Annotated in this window: 17 protein-coding genes; 14 read left to right on the top strand and 3 right to left on the bottom strand. The window is 60.4% G+C overall.

The features are described 5' to 3' along the window. Positions 1-251 precede the first annotated feature (251 nt). From F0Q04_RS11955 to F0Q04_RS11940, 4 genes are all read left to right on the top strand, one after another. Positions 252-668, top strand: coding sequence for a hypothetical protein (locus tag F0Q04_RS11955; protein WP_182340765.1), 417 nt, complete (start codon positions 252-254; stop codon positions 666-668). A 46-nt stretch (positions 669-714) separates the two neighbouring features. Continuing rightward, on the top strand, positions 715-1,221 hold the full coding sequence (locus F0Q04_RS24190) for a reverse transcriptase domain-containing protein (RefSeq protein WP_182340762.1): 507 nt from the start codon (positions 715-717) through the stop codon (positions 1,219-1,221). 23 nt (positions 1,222-1,244) lie between these two features. Beyond that, positions 1,245-1,919, top strand: coding sequence for a reverse transcriptase domain-containing protein (locus F0Q04_RS24185; RefSeq protein ID WP_332839208.1), 675 nt, complete (start codon positions 1,245-1,247; stop codon positions 1,917-1,919). Between the two features lie 332 nt (positions 1,920-2,251). Next, positions 2,252-2,692 (top strand): hypothetical protein, encoded by a 441-nt coding sequence (locus tag F0Q04_RS11940; protein ID WP_182340755.1) that lies wholly within the window; start codon positions 2,252-2,254, stop codon positions 2,690-2,692. A gap of 255 nt (positions 2,693-2,947) precedes the next feature. Here the strand turns inward: F0Q04_RS11940 and F0Q04_RS24180 are convergent, their stop codons facing one another. Then, positions 2,948-3,070 carry a hypothetical protein gene (locus F0Q04_RS24180; protein ID WP_269780242.1) on the bottom strand — a complete coding sequence of 41 codons (123 nt, stop codon included), beginning with the start codon at positions 3,068-3,070 and terminating at the stop codon, positions 2,948-2,950. 664 nt (positions 3,071-3,734) lie between these two features. On the opposite strand from F0Q04_RS24180, the gene F0Q04_RS11935 reads away from it, so the two are divergent. Both F0Q04_RS11935 and F0Q04_RS11930 read left to right on the top strand, forming a co-directional pair. Then, positions 3,735-4,109 (top strand): nucleotide pyrophosphohydrolase, encoded by a 375-nt coding sequence (locus tag F0Q04_RS11935; protein ID WP_182340752.1) that lies wholly within the window; start codon positions 3,735-3,737, stop codon positions 4,107-4,109. Then, complete coding sequence (locus tag F0Q04_RS11930) at positions 4,106-5,977, top strand: DUF2075 domain-containing protein (RefSeq protein WP_182340749.1); 1,872 nt, start codon at positions 4,106-4,108, stop codon at positions 5,975-5,977. The genes F0Q04_RS11935 and F0Q04_RS11930 overlap by 4 nt, the downstream gene beginning before the upstream one ends. A 218-nt stretch (positions 5,978-6,195) precedes the next feature. Here F0Q04_RS11930 and F0Q04_RS11925 read toward each other — a convergent pair whose 3' ends face one another. Then, entirely contained in the window at positions 6,196-6,612 is a 417-nt protein-coding gene (locus tag F0Q04_RS11925; RefSeq protein ID WP_182340746.1) for a hypothetical protein, read from the bottom strand. A gap of 978 nt (positions 6,613-7,590) precedes the next feature. Between F0Q04_RS11925 and F0Q04_RS11920 the strand changes: the two genes are divergently transcribed. The 7 genes from F0Q04_RS11920 (at position 7,591) to F0Q04_RS11890 (ending at position 14,646) form a co-directional block, all read left to right on the top strand. Beyond that, the gene (locus F0Q04_RS11920) at positions 7,591-8,010 is read left to right on the top strand and encodes an Ohr family peroxiredoxin (RefSeq protein WP_182340743.1); all 420 of its coding nucleotides are present in this window, start codon (positions 7,591-7,593) and stop codon (positions 8,008-8,010) included. A 33-nt stretch (positions 8,011-8,043) separates the two neighbouring features. Beyond that, positions 8,044-9,357: an ATP-binding protein gene (locus F0Q04_RS11915; RefSeq protein ID WP_182340739.1), complete on the top strand. Its 1,314-nt coding sequence runs from the start codon at positions 8,044-8,046 to the stop codon at positions 9,355-9,357. A gap of 39 nt (positions 9,358-9,396) precedes the next feature. Beyond that, the gene (locus tag F0Q04_RS11910) at positions 9,397-10,146 is read left to right on the top strand and encodes a response regulator (protein WP_182340736.1); all 750 of its coding nucleotides are present in this window, start codon (positions 9,397-9,399) and stop codon (positions 10,144-10,146) included. Between the two features lie 379 nt (positions 10,147-10,525). After that, positions 10,526-11,548, top strand: coding sequence for an alpha/beta fold hydrolase (locus F0Q04_RS11905; RefSeq protein WP_182340733.1), 1,023 nt, complete (start codon positions 10,526-10,528; stop codon positions 11,546-11,548). Positions 11,549-11,577: 29 nt separating this feature from the next. Then, on the top strand, positions 11,578-13,359 hold the full coding sequence (locus F0Q04_RS11900) for a cytochrome c biogenesis protein DipZ (RefSeq protein ID WP_182340730.1): 1,782 nt from the start codon (positions 11,578-11,580) through the stop codon (positions 13,357-13,359). Between the two features lie 119 nt (positions 13,360-13,478). Beyond that, positions 13,479-13,856 (top strand): DUF4440 domain-containing protein, encoded by a 378-nt coding sequence (locus F0Q04_RS11895; RefSeq protein ID WP_182340727.1) that lies wholly within the window; start codon positions 13,479-13,481, stop codon positions 13,854-13,856. Between the two features lie 163 nt (positions 13,857-14,019). Beyond that, positions 14,020-14,646 carry a LysE family translocator gene (locus F0Q04_RS11890; protein WP_182340723.1) on the top strand — a complete coding sequence of 209 codons (627 nt, stop codon included), beginning with the start codon at positions 14,020-14,022 and terminating at the stop codon, positions 14,644-14,646. Between the two features lie 48 nt (positions 14,647-14,694). On the opposite strand, the gene F0Q04_RS11885 is transcribed toward F0Q04_RS11890, so the two are convergent. Beyond that, the gene (locus F0Q04_RS11885; RefSeq protein ID WP_182345655.1) at positions 14,695-15,603 is read right to left on the bottom strand and encodes a LysR family transcriptional regulator; all 909 of its coding nucleotides are present in this window, start codon (positions 15,601-15,603) and stop codon (positions 14,695-14,697) included. 128 nt (positions 15,604-15,731) lie between these two features. On the opposite strand from F0Q04_RS11885, the gene F0Q04_RS11880 reads away from it, so the two are divergent. Then, positions 15,732-16,913: a M20 aminoacylase family protein gene (locus F0Q04_RS11880; protein ID WP_116926918.1), complete on the top strand. Its 1,182-nt coding sequence runs from the start codon at positions 15,732-15,734 to the stop codon at positions 16,911-16,913. Positions 16,914-16,916: the final 3 nt, after the last annotated feature.

Genomic DNA, 16,916 nt, shown 5'->3' with positions numbered 1-16,916 from the left:
CCAACGACGTCTAAACGCGATCATCCGTCCCGCATGTGCGGCGCGGCAATAGTATGCAGCACGTGGTCAATTCCGCGATTGCGAACCAACCAGTGCCCATCCTGGACGTGTAATTCCTCTCTTAAAAATATGCGATACTTACACCCAGTTCTCCCGCTAGTGTGTTCACGTGGCGGTTGCAGAACGACGAACCTCGGCGCGAATGTTCTCAACGCTGCGAAGCGGCGAGCACATACACCGGACAAAGCACAGTGCAACTGCGTGTACGCGCAGAAGTGGTGCTCGGTGGTCTGATCGAGGTGCAGCTCGTGGCCCCTGAAGCTACGCGGGCTGATAGAGGTCGTTATGCAACAGGCCGAGGCGTGGATGCGGTGGACGGAACTGACCCGTCAGAGGCGCGCGAAACGCCGCAGATGGGTGCCGTGGCGAAATTTCGCGCCCGCATCCTGCATATTCAATACACTTGGAGTGTTGCGATGAAGGTACGAATGAGTTTGATTTGCATTTTCGCCGCATGCGTGAGCGCTAGTGTGTTCACGTGGCGGTTGCAGAACGACGAACCTCGGCGACAATGTTCTCAACGCTGCGAAGCGGCGAGCACATACACCGGACAAAGCACAGTGCAACTGCGTGTACGCGCAGAAGTGGTGCTCGGTGGCCTGTCTTAAATCTGGCAATCTCAGGGGCATTTTTTAGCCGATTGCGATCAGAGAATTGACTTACTTATCCGAAATTTCCCACGTAGATGGCCTGCGGCAAGCTTTTAGCCATATTTCCAAAGGCCGACTTGGTCGCCCCTCTGGACAAGTTCAAGGCGTAGACGGAGTATCAATAAATTCATTCGCAGAAAATATTGACTCCAAGCTTTTGTCTCTTTCCAAGAGATTGAAAAGCGATTCTTTTCAATTCTCTCAGCTAAAACCAATTATTCTTCACGATCCGATAAAAAATAAGAGACGAATTATCTGCGTCCCGACTATCGCCGATCGCATTGTTCAAAGAGCAATCTTGGATAGAATTGCCAAATCGCAAGCCTGGCTATTCAATGAGATTAGTTATGGTTTTATACCAAGAACAGATGAGCAAAAAGGGGTAGTTTCCGCTGTAAAAAAAGCAAAAGAGCTTAGAGAATCCTCCCCCTGGGTTTTCAAGACTGATATCCAAAAATTCTTTGACCGGGTGAAGCGTCCGCTCCTAGAAGAAGAGGTGCAAAAAAAATAAGGCAGCGCTCAATTCACAACCTCTTGCAGCAGGCCATGCATTGCGAAATCAAGCTGGGCCCTAGATCGGAATCGATTCAAATAAAGCAAGCAGGCATTAAATTTGGAGAAGGTGTTAGGCAAGGGATGCCTCTCTCGCCATTTTTTGCTAATTTAATGCTATCCGACTTTGACAAATACTGCATAAAATCTCATATAAAAGCCATTCGCTATGCAGATGATTTAATATTTTTCTGTCAGAGCAAAGATCAAGCCATTGCCATTCACCAAGAATGCAAGGAGCGGCTAGCTAAGTTAGAGCTTAGCATTCCAGATATAGAAGAAAGCAGCAAGAGTGTAATTGCAGGCCCAGATGATTCGGTTTCATTTTTAGGCGTCGAGCTTTCTCCAGATGGGAAAGGAAATTACTCTCTTCTGGTTGGGAAGAAGCAATTTCTAGACATCAAAGGAAGCTTCTATAATCTATGCGGCATTTCAGAGTTGAAATCAAAGAACCTTACGCTCGGAAAATTACAAGCCGTATTAGATTCAAAAAAGAATGCTTATAGCGCCTGTTACGATTACTGCGATAATATTCAAGAATTAGAAAATCAGATGAGCCACTGGACAAATGGGGTTATTAAAAAAGTTCTGAATAATGTTGGCATTTCTGCCGCTACTCTCAGTATAGACGCGCAATGGCTGCTAGGTCTTAGATAAATCAGCATCGAGCAATTTATTGAGCCAATAGAAAAAGCGAGTTGACATGCACCTAGGCGTAGCGCAGGTATCACATTGAATATAAATCGGAAGTATCAATGTCGCGACGAAAGCACGGCTAGCTTGATTGGACCGTTGGTGCAATATCTGCAGCTATGCCCATCAATAAAGCCGCAGGAGGTTTACTCCTGAGCTACATATGAAGGCGCTTGAGGTGCGGATTAAGAGGGTCAGCAACATGCTTCGCAGAGACTATTTAGTGCATGGCGCCAAACGCTTTTGGACAAGTCTTGCAAGAGCAACTCTTCCAAGAACCATCAGTGAGAATTCCCATGACCAACCAACAACTGAATGAAATATTTCTGTGTGCAATTCCATTTTTTGAAAGCTTAAAGGGTGTCCGGGGCATTCCCTTCATTAGCACTTACCCTGTAAACAGCTGTGAGTCAACCAGTGCAATGCTTGCGGCCATCCTTCAAAAACTGGATCATCAATTAGATGTTTTAGTTGTTAAAGGGACACAAGCGTCTGGTTACGGAATGCATTTTTGGGTTGAAGCAAATGGCTGTGTTCTCGACCCTACTGCACATCAGTTTCCCGAATACAATGCCCCTATTTTTGCAATGCACCCAAGTCCATTGGAAAAGGTTTTTTCACATACAGAGCTATTTACACCGGAACAAGCTTTGACACAGTGTGATGAAAAAATGGGCTTTCCCAGAGACTTAGCAAATCGTCTCGTCAGTAAATTCCTTACGCATGTTTATTCGTAACAGCCGCAGGGTCGCCCAAGATTTCGAAGCTCAACTTAGCGGTTAAACATCGGATCAAACGCGTTATCTGCCCACTCGTTAGTGTCTGCTCGTTAAACCTAGGCGCACTACATCGGCATCCATCGCCTCGGCCGGTCAATAGCAGACACAGCGGAGAGAGAGATGTTTATGCGCGATGGCGTCCATCTCAAGTGAGGTCGACAATGCAGCGTATTAGCGCTCAGGGTCCTCATAAGCAGGGAAATTGTTGTAATCTCACGCTGCACGACCCTTCTGCCCCTCGGCAGCCTTCTCATTTGCCCGATGCAGCACCGCCTGCGCATACTCGATCAGCGCATACAAAGCGCTATGCAGATCGCCTTGCAGCCACTTGCTCAACTTTTACGACCTGCCGTCATCTGCCCCCATCAGCAGAGCCGATATGGCACTCAGGCCATACAAGCGCGTATTGATCGCTTGGGCTTCCCAATCCGTTAGCGCCAGGTCATCCGTAAAGCCGCAGGCCCTACGTTGCCTGCAAATGTCGTGAATGTCTAAAGGTCGGTCGTCTTGGTCCACGATGGACTGGAAGGCATCAACATGCGCGGTATCCGGGCTGGATGCATCCAAGCTGGTGGGATAGCGCCAGTAGATGGGTGGCCAGTTGGTGTAGGCCAGTGGGGCCGATAGATGAGTTGGCGCCAGTGCCATTCCACTCGTTGGCGATGCAGAAGGTCTGCGCTTGGACGTCATAGGAGATGTCCCGCGTTTCCAGGCATTCGGCAGCAGGCGGTTGCAAAGGCTGTGAAAAAAACTGCTGACAGTGCCAGTCCCCATTGCATGAACCGACGCGCTTCATCCACCAGCGCACAAAGGGAAGAAGGGCTGTGCAAAAGCCCTTCAAAAACATCAGAACACAGATAAATAACCTTATCATCTGTTCAAAACGAACATGTTGCCCTCTCACGCAGAAGAAGCACTTTAGTGCTGCAGGCAGCATCGTTTCGGATGCCCGAATCCCGAGATCAGTTTGAACCACAAGCTGAGACCAAAGGTATGACCCGTGGAAAAAACTCTTGTTAACGTTGATGGCGCCGCTCAAGCATTGAGGCAATTTGCTGAAGAGCGAGATTGGCATAAATTTCACTCGCCCAAAAATCTGGTCATGGCGCTCTCCGGAGAAGTTGGCGAACTCACCGAAATATTTCAGTGGATGTCGGAAGCGGATTCGCTCAGTGCTGCGACCTCACCAAAAACATCCCAAGCAGTGCGCGATGAGCTCGCGGACGTCGCGCTTTACCTTGTGCGACTTGCCGACGTGCTTGGGGTTGACCTGAATGCCGCAGTGAGCAGCAAACTCGCTTCCAACGCTGCCAAGTACCCGATCGAACTCTCTAAAGGAGTGAGTACCAAGTACGACCAGTTGCCAAAGCCATGATCGTCTATCAAGCTGACAAGAAGGAATTCTTGGTTGACTACAACGATCGTGACATCGAGGACGTCATTTACGAAAAGTACCGCGCTGCCACAGACCGAAAAGTGGCGCAGGCAGAGATCCGATCCTGGCGAGAATCCCTGGGCTACGTGGCACGTGTCCTGAGTGACCCGGAAATTGCCGACGATGTTGGGGTGGCAGTGGAATTCATCCTTCCGCAATCTGCCAAACGCATCGACGTCATTCTTGCTGGGCATGCTGATGATGGTTCGCGACGTCTGATTGTTGTGGAGCTAAAGCAGTGGTCCTCTGTTAACGCTACGGACCGCGATGCCATTGTCTTGCTACGTCATGGCGGTCGCTCAGACCAAATGCGTGTGCATCCCAGCTACCAGGCATGGTCCTACACCGCATTTTTGGAAGGCTTCAACGAAGCTGTCTACGATGGCGGTTTGCAAGTACGCCCTTGTGCCTACCTGCACAACTACGCTGCGGATGGAATCATCGACGCGGCTCACTATCAACCATATATTGAACGTGCGCCACTGTTCCTGAAAGGTGATGATGATCGCAAGCGACTCAGAGAATTCATAAAACAGCATCTTCGCCATGGACGAGGTCGTCAGGTGCTGTTCGATCTAGAACAAGGCCGTCTTCGCCCTTCCAAAGCGCTTGCTGACGTCGTCGGGAAGCTTCTCAAAGGCAACGAAGAATTCGCGTTGATCGATGATCAGAAGGAGATTTTTGAAGCTGCAAAGGCTGCATGCCGTCAGGCGAGCTCTTCCGAAAAACCTCGTGTCGTGATCATTGAAGGCGGTCCGGGAACCGGCAAATCGGTCGTTGCAGTAAACCTGCTGGCCGCCTTGCGAGAAGGGCTGACTGTTAAATACATCTCCAAGAATGCGGCACCGCGTGCCGTGTACAGCGAAAAGCTCATCCAGACCCGAGAGAACGCGCATCTGGTCAATCTGTTTGGTGGCTCGGGCTCGTTCACTGAAACAAGCACGGATGCCTTTGACGTGCTGGTAGTTGACGAGGCGCACCGCCTGACCGAGAAAAGTGGTTTCTATGGGAACCTGGGTACACACCAAGTCCAGGAGCTTATCAATGCAGCCAAGTGCAGCATTTTCTTTATTGACGAAGACCAGCGCGTAACGCTCAAAGATGTAGGAACCAAGGCAGCCATCCGTAAGTTTGCGGCCGCTCGCGGAGCAGAGGTTGAGGAGTACGCTCTTGCCTCGCAGTTTCGCTGTGCAGGTTCAGATGGTTACCTTGCCTGGGTGGACGATGTGTTGCAAATCAGAGCGACTGCGAACGGCAGCCTTGAGGATATTCCGTTTGACTTTCAAGTTTTCGATGACCCCGAGGAAATGCACGCAGCGATTGAGGCAAAGAACAGCGGCAACCGAGCACGCGTGGTCGCCGGATATTGCTGGCCATGGAACAGCAAGAAGGACTCCAAGCAGATGGATGTGGTGATCGGCGATTACCAGCGTCAATGGAATCTTGACCAAGACGGCAGTCTTTGGATCATGGCACCCCATTCAGTGCAGCAAGTGGGCTGTATCCACACCTGCCAAGGCCTGGAAGTGGACTACATCGGCGTGATCATTGGTCCTGATCTGGTGATGGACGGAGAGAAACTTACCACTCTACCCAGAGCGCGCGATCGGCACGATAAAACCATGAAAGGCTTCGTGAAGATGTCCAAGGAGCAGCCTGCTGAAGCTGCACGGCAGGCGGACATGATCATCAAGAATACGTACCGCACGCTAATGACACGTGGAATGAAAGGGTGCTATGTCTATGCGACTGATGCAAAGCTGGCCGCCTATCTCAGGTCCCGTGGCAAGCAAAAACAATTCGCTTAGCCTCCAGACCGCATTGAGACTTCAGCTCTAGCAGTTCAAAGGAGTCGGTCGCTCCCATGGGTATGCGCCAACCGAGCTCTTACCCCCTGCAAATTGATGAATAGTGAATGGGGCGCACGCGACTTGCAGCCCCCCTCACCCAACGCCACAAGTGCCGGCATCCACTAATGCCGCCTGTTGGCGCGCTGCTTGCTTTTAAGCGGGGGTAGTGCTGCAATTCATGCTACGCCATCCTTCCGCGCTTCGGCAGCCTTCTCATTAGCCCGATACAGCACCGCCTGCGCATCCTCCGTCAGCGCATACAAAGCACTGTGCAGACCGCCTTGCAGCCACTTGCTCAGCTTGAACGACCCGCCATCATCTGCACCGATCAGCAGAGTCGATATAGCGCTCAAGCCATACAAGCGCGTGTTGATCGCTTGGGCTTCGCACTCCGTCAGCGCCAGGTCGTCCGTAAAGCCGCCAGCCCTGCGGAGCCTGCAAATGTCATGAATGTCTAAAGGCTGATCGCCATGGCCAGCGAGGGCCTGGATGGCATCGGCAAGAGCTTTATCCGGGCGGGAGGTGTCCGAGCTGGAATCCACGGATGAGCCGGCTTTTGCTGCTGGAGGGGCAGCTTGGGGCTTGCTGTTCATGATGACGCCTCCTGACTCCGGGACAGGTTGCGCAGTGGAGGCAGTAGTGCCTGTACGGCCATGTTCAGCGCGTTGTGCGCGTCGGGATGGAGTTGGATAAAGGCGCTTTCGCCCAGGCAGGAAGTGGGCGCAGAGATGTGCGCAGGGGATGACTGAGCCATGGTGGACTCCAAGCAGGATGGTTTGCTACAACCACCGCTTCCCACGCCAATGGGGGCGGCAGCTCGAACAGGTTGGCGTACCGGCCCCGCTTGCGCATACCGGCGAGCCTCGCGGCTCCCTGCCCGAGCCGCCATAAAACGAGCACGAACAAACAAGCCGCAGGTACTCTGCGGAAGAGACTGCGGCTTGCGTCGCAGCGGGAATCGGGACGCCAATCCCGGCTGCGCTTGACTGGCGCAGCGGCCTAACTGTAGCACGGCAGGAATGGGAGTGTTTAGGTGTGGCGCATTTTTGAACCCCTCTTCTGCCCGAGCCTCTCGGCCCTCCTCAGTGAAGCGGTCGCGGCCCGGCTAGGTCGGGAAGCCGTCACGGTCGATGACATGGAGGTGCTCTATTTCAATGCAGCAATAGCCCAAGCGCTGGCGCATAGCCTGCGCGCCATTGCCCGCTCAAGCGATGCGGTCCATGGACTTCCGGGCCAACCAGCCCGTGGCATGCAGCAGGGCATGCATTACGTGCACTAAGGGGCGACGTAAAGGGTTTGCAGGTAGTAGCGCGGGCGCTGTTCTCAGGGGACTCGGAAAGAACTTCTCCCTCCATCAACAAGGCCACCCCGCTTTATTTCGCCGCGATTTTCTTTCGTCGGGCACCCAGCCTGGCAGCCTGCAATTCTCACCACCCAACACTTTTGTATAGTTTTGTACACTGCCTCTCGCAGCGCTACATTCGGTCAGACAACCCCTTTGCCAAAGCGCCGCTGGCTTGAACAATCGCTCCGTCAGTTTGACAAAACAACAGCTCCACAAGGATTTGACCATGAGCGCAGCACAAGACAAGGTTCTCTACACCGGCCGCACGACGACCACCGGCGGCCGCTCCGGCGCATCGCGCAGCGATGACGGGCATCTGGATATTCGCCTGACCCAGTTTGGTACGGCGGGCACGGGCACCAACCCCGAGCAGCTGTTTGCGGCGGGCTGGTCGGCCTGCTTTATGGGCGCGATGGCCCGGGCGGCGCAGCCGCTGGGCGTCAAGCTGCCGGCTGACCTGGCGGTCGAAGCCGAGGTGGACCTGGTGCAAAACGCCGAGGGCTTTGCGCTGGCCGCGCGCCTGAACGTCAAGGTACCCGGCGTGGCGCATGACCAAGCCCTGGCGGTGGTGCGGGCGGCGCACCAACTCTGCCCATATTCCAAGGCGACACGCGGCAATATCCAGGTTGATCTTTCCGTGGCCTGATCGCCCCTTGGCTCCCCACCCGGTTTGACCTCCATGCGCAGCATTCTTCAACGGCTTGTCCCTTCCACCCTGCTGGCGCGCATCGCCTTGCTGGTGGTGCTGGGCATGGGGGTGGCCCAGCTGCTCACCTATATGGCCATTCGCCATGAGCGTGAGCAGGCGCTGATGCGGCTGATGATCAGCGGGGTCGAGCGCGATATCGCCAGCTCGGTCGCGCTGATCGACCGGCTGCCGGCGGGCGAGCGCCAGGACTGGTTCCCCAAGCTGGAGCGCCCCAATTACAGCTTTTCTCTGGAAGGTGCGGTCAGCAACGCCGCGCCCACCGACCCGGCGCTGGCCCGCTTTGCGCAGGTGGTGGCCGATGCCTTGCAGCCCTTTCCGGTGCTGGCGATGGGGCAGTTGGGCGACCGGTCCGATGCCGTGCGCATGCAGCTGCGGCTGAGCGATGGCTCGCCGCTCTACATCGTGGCGCGCCGCGTGCCGATGCCCGTGTCGGGCTGGGTTACCTGGCTGCTCGGGGGCCAGCTGCTGGTGCTGGCGGGCCTGGCCTGGCTGGCGGTGCGCCTGGTCACCCGGCCTTTGGAGAGGCTGGCAGCGGCGGCCGACCAGCTGGGCCCCGACCTGCAGCCCACTGTGGTGGCTGAGGCCGGCCCCGCCGAGGTGGTGCGCGCAGCGCGTGCCTTTAACGCCATGCAGCAGCGCATTGCCGGCTACCTGAACGAGCGCATGCAGATCCTCGCGGCCATCTCGCACGACCTGCAGACCCCCATCACCCGCATGCGCCTGCGGGTGGACCTGATGGACGACATGCCCGATGCCGACAAGTTTCGCCAGGACCTGGAGGCCATGCGCAGCCTGGTGCAGGAAGGCGTCAACTACGCCAAGACCCTGCAAGGCTCCGACGAGAAGGTGCGGCGCCTGGACCTCGATGCGCTGCTGCGCAGCATCGTCAATGACTATGCCGACACCGGCAGCCCTGTCACGCTCGATGGCGCTGCGGGCCAGCCCATCCACACCCGACCCCATGCGCTGCGCCGCATTCTGGGCAACCTGATCGACAACGCGCTGAAGTACGGCCAGCGCGCCGATGTGCATCTGCGCCTGCAAGCGGGCCATCTGTGCATCGACGTCTTTGACGCCGGGCCCGGCATCCCCGAGGAGCAGCTCACTGCTGTGCTGCAGCCTTTTTACCGGGTCGAGGCCTCGCGCAACCGCGACACCGGCGGCTCGGGCTTGGGCCTGGCCATTGCCCATCAGCTGAGCCTGTCGCTGGGCGGCACGCTGCGCCTGCACAACCGCCCCGAAGGCGGCCTGCGCGCCAGCCTGCAGCTGCCGGCTACCCGCTGATACCACCGACATCCACTGACACCACCGCCACCTTCTGCCATGACAAGCACCTCTCCTGCCAGCGACCACATTCTTTTGGTGGATGACGACCGGGATATCCGCGACCTGGTCAGCGCCTACCTGCAAAAGAATGGCCTGCGCGTGACCACTGCGCCCACCGGCCGGCATATGCGGCAGCTGCTGGAGACGGCAGGGCCGTTTGACCTCATCATCCTGGACCTGATGCTGCCCGGCGAAGACGGGCTCACCCTGTGCCGCGACCTGCGCGCCGGCAAATTCAAGACCACGCCGATCATCATGCTGACGGCACGCGGCGATGAGACCGACCGGGTGCTGGGCCTGGAGATGGGCGCCGATGACTACATGCCCAAGCCCTTTGCCGCGCGCGAGCTGCTCGCGCGCATCAAATCGGTGCTGCGGCGCACCCGTATGCTGCCACCCAATATGCGCAGCAGCGAGGAGGCGCGGTTTCTGGCCTTTGGCGAATGGCGGCTCGATACGGTGGAGCGCGTGCTGCTGGACCAGGATGGCGTGATGGTGTCGCTGAGCGGCGCCGAATACCGGCTGCTGCGCGTGCTGGTGGACCACCCGCAAAAGGTGCTCAGCCGCGACCAGATCCTGTCCATCACCCAGGGGCGCGAGGCCGAGCTGTTTGAGCGCTCCATCGACCTGATGATCAGCCGCCTGCGCAAGTGCCTGAACGACGACGCCCGCGAGCCGCGCTATATCAAGACCGTCCGCAGCGAGGGCTATGTGTTTGCCGCTCAGGTGGAGGCCCAGGATGTTTAGGGTTCGCAAATGGCTGTACACATGGATGTTCTTGCTGGGATGTGCGGCTGCTGAGATCGCCTCGCCCGCAGGCCGGCCCTGCCCCTTGACCAGCAGCAGCACCCCGCTGCGCAAGCGCGGGCCCCGCGCTTAAAACGCCCGAGCACCCCCCACCACCCCCAACACCGCCACCTTTGAGGTGGTGGTGGCGTTTCCGGGGTCGGCCATCACGGCTTTGTATAGCTGTGTATCTGCCCGCGCCGCTTGCTACACGGCCATGCATTTGGGGGGTGCGCATGACACATGCCACATACATGGCGGCGGTCTACTAGCTGACAGCCAAGACACACAAGTTTCGGCGCCCAGCTATCCAACCATCTTCACCAAGCAAAGGCCCTCCATGAACCCGATCACCACCTCCTCCCGCCGCAGCTTCTTGGGCCATGCCGCCCTGGGCCTGGCCCTGGCGCCGATGGGCAGCTTGCTGGCCAGCAGCGCACGCGCCGCCAGCCCGGCAAGTGCCACCAGCTTTGGCCCGCTCAAGCAGATCGATGCCGGCGACCTGCGGGTGGAATACGCCGAAGCGGGCCCCGCCAACGGCCCCGTCGCCATCCTGCTGCACGGCTGGCCTTATGACATCCATGCCTTTGTCGATGTGGCGCCGCGCCTGGCGGCTGCGGGCTACCGCGTCATCGTGCCCTACTTGCGCGGCTATGGCGGCACGCGTTTTCTGTCCGCCAGCACCGCACGCAATGGCCAGCAAGGCGCAGTTGCCCAGGACATCATTGCGCTGATGGATGCGCTGGGCATTGGCCAGGCCGTGCTCGGCGCCTTTGACTGGGGCGCGCGCACAGCATGCATCATGGCGGCGATCTGGCCCGAGCGGGTGCGTGGTCTGGTATCGGTGAGCGGCTACCTGATCGGCAACCCGCAGGCCAATGCCAAGCCCCAGGCACCCGCTGCCGAATATGCCTGGTGGTACCAGTCTTACCTCGCCACCGACCGGGGCCGCGACGGCTATGCCGCCAACCCCGCCGCCTTCAACCGCTTTATCTGGCAGCAAGCCTCGCCGCAATGGCAGTTTGACGATGCCACCTACCAGCGCAGCGCCCAGGCCTTTGACAACCCGGACCATGTCGCCATCGTGGTGCACAACTACCGCTGGCGCATTGCACTGGCAAAGGGCGAATCGCGCTTTGATGCGCTGGAGGCCCGGCTGGCCAGCGCGCCCCGCATCACCGTGCCCAGCATCACGATGGAGGGCGATGCCAACGGTGCGCCACACCCCGCGCCGGCTACCTATGCGGCCAAGTTCAGCGGCCCCTACCAGCACCGCAACCTGGAGGGCGGCATTGGCCACAACCTGCCCCAGGAGGCGCCGGCGGCCTTCGCCCAGGCCGTGATCGACGTCACCCGCCTGTAACCCCCCAACCAGCCACCAATGGAGCTGCCATGGCCTTGTACCTTGCTGCCTTTGCCGCGGGGGTGCTCAGCGTGCTGAGCCCCTGCATCCTGCCCGTTCTGCCCTTTGTGTTTGCACGCCAGGGCCAGCCCAGCCGCCACGGCAGCCTGCCGCTCTTGATCGGCATGGCGCTGGCCTTTGCCGCTACCGCATCGCTGGCCGCCGCAGCCGGTAGTTGGGCGGTGCAGCTGAGCCAATTTGGCCGGGGCCTGGCGCTGCTCGCATTGGGCGTTTTTGCAGCGTCGCTGATGTTGCCTGGCCTGGCTGCCTGGTGGAGCCGGCCGCTGGTGCAGATCGGAGAAAAGCTGGCTGCCCAACAGATCCAGCGCCGCTGGCTGCATTCGGCACTGCTGGGCGTGGCCACGGGTCTGATCTGGTCGCCCTGCGCCGGCCCGGTGCTGGGCCTGCTGCTGTCGGGTGCCGCACTGGCGGGGCCGGACACTGCCACCAGCGCGCTGCTGCTGAGCTATGCGGCCGGTGCCGGCCTGGCATTGTGGGCGGCCCTGCGCATCAGCGCCGGAACCCTGGCTCGCCTGCGGGCCCAATGGCTGCCAGGCGAGCGCGGCCGGCGTGCCGCTGGCGCCGCGATGCTGGCCGCCGTGTTGGCCGTGGCCACCGGGCTGGACAGCCGCGTGCTCGCACAATCAGGGGCATTGAACGGCTTGGGCAGCAATGGGCTGGAAAGCAGCCTGCTGCAAGCGGCCATGCCTTCGGCCCAGGCGGCCGAGCGGGTCGGCAATTCCCCAGCGCCGGTCGGCGGCAGCGCCCCTTACACCAGCCCGCTGCCAGTGGAATCGACCCGCCCCAGCCTGCAGGGTGGCACGCAATGGCTGAACGCCGAGCCGCAGTCCATCCCCACGCTGCGCGGCAAGGTGGTGCTGGTCAATTTCTGGACCTACTCCTGCGTCAACTGCCTGCGCACCCTGCCGTATGTCAAGGCCTGGGCGCAAAAGTATGCCGATCGCGGCCTGGTCGTGGTGGGGGTGCATGCGCCCGAGTTCGCGTTCGAGAAGGACCGCCGCCATGTCGAAAAGGCCTTGCAGCAGCTCAACATCAGCTACCCCGTCGTGCAGGACAACGGGTTCCGCATCTGGCGCGCCTTTAACAACCAGTACTGGCCCGCGCTCTACCTGGTGGATGCCCAAGGGCGGGTGCGCCACCACCAGTTTGGCGAAGGCGGCTATGCGGCCACCGAGCGTGCGCTCAACGAGCTGCTGCGCGAAGCCCAAGCGCCATCGGCTGCAACGGCGCCTGCCAACAACGCCAAAGTCAATGCCAGCGTCACCCCCGACACCCAGGGCCTGGGCCTGCCCGCCGACACCGCCAGCCTGCGCAGCCCCGAGCTCTACCTGGGCTACGACAAAGGCGGCAGCCTGCGCCTGGCAGGCCGCCCCGCCCCCGACAAGGCCGCCAACTACCAGTCAGCGTCGCTGCGCCTCAACACCTGGACCTTGCAGGGCAACTGGACCTTGATGCCCGAGTTGGTGCAAGCCAATGAGGCGGGCGGACGCCTGGCGCTGCGGTTTGAGGCCCGCGATGCCAACCTGGTGCTGGGCGCTGCCGGTGCCGGCCCCTTGCGGTTCCGGATCACCATCGATGGCCAGCCCCCGGGCAGCCACCACGGCAGCGATGTCGATGCCCAGGGCTACGGCCAGGTCGATGCCACACGGCTCTACCAGCTGGTGCGTCAGCAAGGCGCGGTGAAGCAGCGCACGCTGGAGATCGAGTTTCTGGATGCGGGTGCGCAGGGGTATGCGTTTACGTTTGGCTAGTGCTGGTCCTCGTGCCAGTGCTCGTGCTGGTGCATGTGGGTAGGCATGGCGCGCCTGTTAGGATGCCTGCTGCCCCCTCGCGGGCAATCCACACCGGCAACACCCACAGGCACGCGCCCATGGACCCCACCCTGACACAGCAGCTTTCACAACAGGAGGCCCAACTCCTCCGCCCGGAGATCCGCAACCAGCCCAGGCGCGTGTCGCAACTGTTGCACCCGGCCTTTGAAGAGACAGGCCGCTCCGGCCAGCGCTATACCCGAGAGCAGGTGCTGGAGGCGCTGCGCAACGAAGCAGACACTGCCGAGATCGAGGCGGACGGCTATGCCGCGACCGAGCTGGCCCCCGGTGTGGCGCTGCTCACTTACCGCAGCACGCAGCGCGACGCGCAGGGCCTGCGCAGCAAGCACACGCTGCGCTCGTCGATCTGGTTGCTGACAGATGGCCATTGGCAGCTGCGCTACCACCAGGGCACGCCGGCCCAGGATATTTGGTAGTGGATGGCCGGTTGCGCAGGCAGGGACGCACGACAGACAGCGCTCGGGGGCAATTCGCCGTACCATGGCACAGCGCCAGTGCCCGCTCACCAACATAGTCGCCAGTACCCTGCGCGTGACTCCCGCCCCATCCCCCTTTGCCCCTCTGCCACCAGGAGCCTCCATGCCGATCGAACTGTGGTTTGCCTTTGTCGCAGCATCTGCCCTGCTGCTCATCATTCCGGGACCGACGATTCTCACGGTCATCAGCTATTCGATGGCCCAGGGGCGCCGCGCCAATGTACCGCTCGTCGCAGCAGTGGCGCTGGGCGATTCGACGGCGCTGGTGGTGTCGCTGCTGGGGCTGGGGGCGCTCTTGGCGGCGTCGGCCTGGTGGTTCACCGTCGTCAAATGGGCAGGCGGGCTCTACCTGCTCTACCTGGGCATCAAGCTCTTGCGCGCTGGCATCTCGCCGTCCGAGCTGGCTGCCGCGCCTGTCTCCAGCTCGCGCTGGAAGCTGTTTGCCAACACCTACCTGGTCACGGCGCTCAACCCCAAAGGCATTGTGTTCTTCGTGGCATTTTTGCCGCAGTTCATCAGCGCCGAGGCACCGCTTGCGCGCCAGCTCTGGATTCTGGCCATCACCTTTGTCGTGATGGCCACCCTCAACGCCACGCTCTATGCCGCCTTTGCATCGTCTGCCAGAAAGCTGCTGTCTTCACCCAGGTCGCTGCGCTGGTTCAACATGGCAGGGGGTGGCCTGCTATCAGCCGCCGGGGTCTGGGAGCTCTTGGCGCGGCGGCCAGGTTAAAACGGTCGGTGTGTATGACGGTTGGTAGGCGCTCCCTGCGGGGACACATCAAGCCGCCGAAAACGCCGCCAGCATATGGCGCAGCAATTGCGACGCCACCGGCGACAGCGGCCGGCCGCTGCGGGTGACCACATGCAGCTGGCTGTGGTTGAGCACCGGGCTGGCCAGCGGCAGCGACACCAAAGTCTCCAGCGCCACCCCTTGGAGCGGAATGGAGCGCGGCGTCATGATGTAGCCCAGGCCCATCACCGCAAAATCCCACAGCACCTTGAAGGAGTTGGTGGTCAGCATCGGCTGCAGGCGGATGTTCTCCTCCAGCTCGGCGGCCTGGATGTGCTTGCGCACGCCAAAGGATTCTTCCAGCGCCGCGCCCGGGTAAGGCGCCAGATCGGCCAGGCTCAACGGGCCCTGGTGGCTGGCCAGCGGGTGGCCCTTGCGTACATGCACCCGCACGGGGGCCAGCCGGGCATGGTGGGAACGCAGGCGCGCATCGGCCGGCGGCTGGAACACGATGCCGATATGCGCGCGGTCCTCCAGAATGCACTGCACGGCCTCTTCGGTGCCGGCCACCTTGATGTGGTAGCGCACCTCGCCATGGGCCCGCACAAAATCCTGCAGCACCGGGCCCATCACCATGTCCAGGGTGCCCTCGCCCAGCACCAGGTCCAGGTGGCCGGATTGGGCGTTCTTGAGGCTGTTGACCTCGGCGACAAAGGTGTCGTGCAGGTCCTGCTGGCGGCGGGCAAACAGCGCCAGCATGCGCCCGGCATCGGTCACCACCACGCCCCGGCCGCGCCGCTCCAGCAGCACCAATCCCGTGTCCTGCTCCAGCCGGGCCACCGTGCGGCTGACCATGGACGGGTCCACGGCCAGCACCTCAGCGGCGCCGCGCACCGAGCCAGTTTCCATGATCTGCAGCAGGCACAGCGCCCGCTTGCGGTCCAGCACATCGTCCATCCCCAGGTTCAACATCGCTTGCCTCCGCCAATTGTTGCGATTCTTGCAACGTTTGATTGCCGGCGTTGTCATGGACGCGACGGATGGCAGTTTCGATAATGGTTTGACTTTTTTGTGACGGCCCCACCATGAACGCACCTATCAAACCCTCCATGCTATCTGCCGTACAGGCCCTTGCGCCTGAGTTTGTCGGCATCCGCCACCAGATCCATGCTTTCCCCGAGCTGGCGTTTGAAGAGCTGCGCACCAGTGACCTGGTGGCCGAGCGCCTGCAGTCCTGGGGCTATGAAGTACACCGGGGCCTGGGCAGCACCGGCGTCGTGGGCCGCCTCAAAAAAGGCCAGGGCAGCCGCAGCATCGGCATTCGTGCCGACATGGATGCGCTGCCGATCCAGGAAAAAACCGGCCTGCCCTATGCCAGCACCCTGAGCGGCAAGATGCATGCCTGCGGCCACGACGGCCACACGGCCATCCTGCTGTGCGCGGCGCGCTACCTGGCCGAATCGGTGGACTACAGCGGCACCCTGAACCTGATTTTTCAGCCAGCAGAAGAGAACGAAGGCGGCGCGCTGCGCATGGTCGATGACGGCCTGTTCGAGCAGTTCCCCTGCGATGAAATCTATGCGCTGCACAACACGCCGGGCCTGCCGGTGGGCCAGATCGGCATGATCACCGGCCCGGCGATGGCCTCGTTTGACCGTGCCACCGTCACCCTGACCGGGCGCTCGGCGCACGGCGCCATGCCCCACCATGGCATCGATGTGATGCAGGCCGCTGCCAGCATCGTGCTGGGCCTGCAGTCGCTGGTCAGCCGCGAGGTCGATGCCCTCAAATCGGCCGTCATCACCGTGGGCTCCATCCAGGCGGGCGCCACCTACAACATCGTGCCCGAGAGCGCGACGATCAAGATCGGCATCCGCGCGCTCAACCCCGAGGTGCGCAACCAGATCGAAACCCGGCTGCGCGACTTTGTCAGCGCCCAGGCGCAGAGCTACCAGCTCCAGGCCGATCTGCTCTACGAGCGCAAGTACCCGGTGCTGGTCAACCATGCCGCGCAGACCGAGCGTGCCCGCGAAGTGGCCGCAAAACTGCTGGGCGCCGACAACGTGGTCACGCGCGGCCCGGTCATGGGCAGCGAGGACTTTGCCTACATGCTGGAGCACCGCCCCGGCGCCTATGTGCGGCTGGGCAATGGCCTGGGGCAGGACGGCGGTTGCATGGTGCACAACCCGCTGTATGACTTCAATGACAAGGCCCTGCCCATCGGCGCGGCCTTCTGGGCCAGCCTGGCACACAGCTATCTGCAATAAACC

Source organism: Comamonas koreensis (assembly GCF_014076495.1).
In the GTDB taxonomy this organism is placed as follows: domain Bacteria; phylum Pseudomonadota; class Gammaproteobacteria; order Burkholderiales; family Burkholderiaceae_C; genus Comamonas; species Comamonas squillarum.
This window is presented reverse-complemented; position numbering and strand designations above follow the sequence as displayed.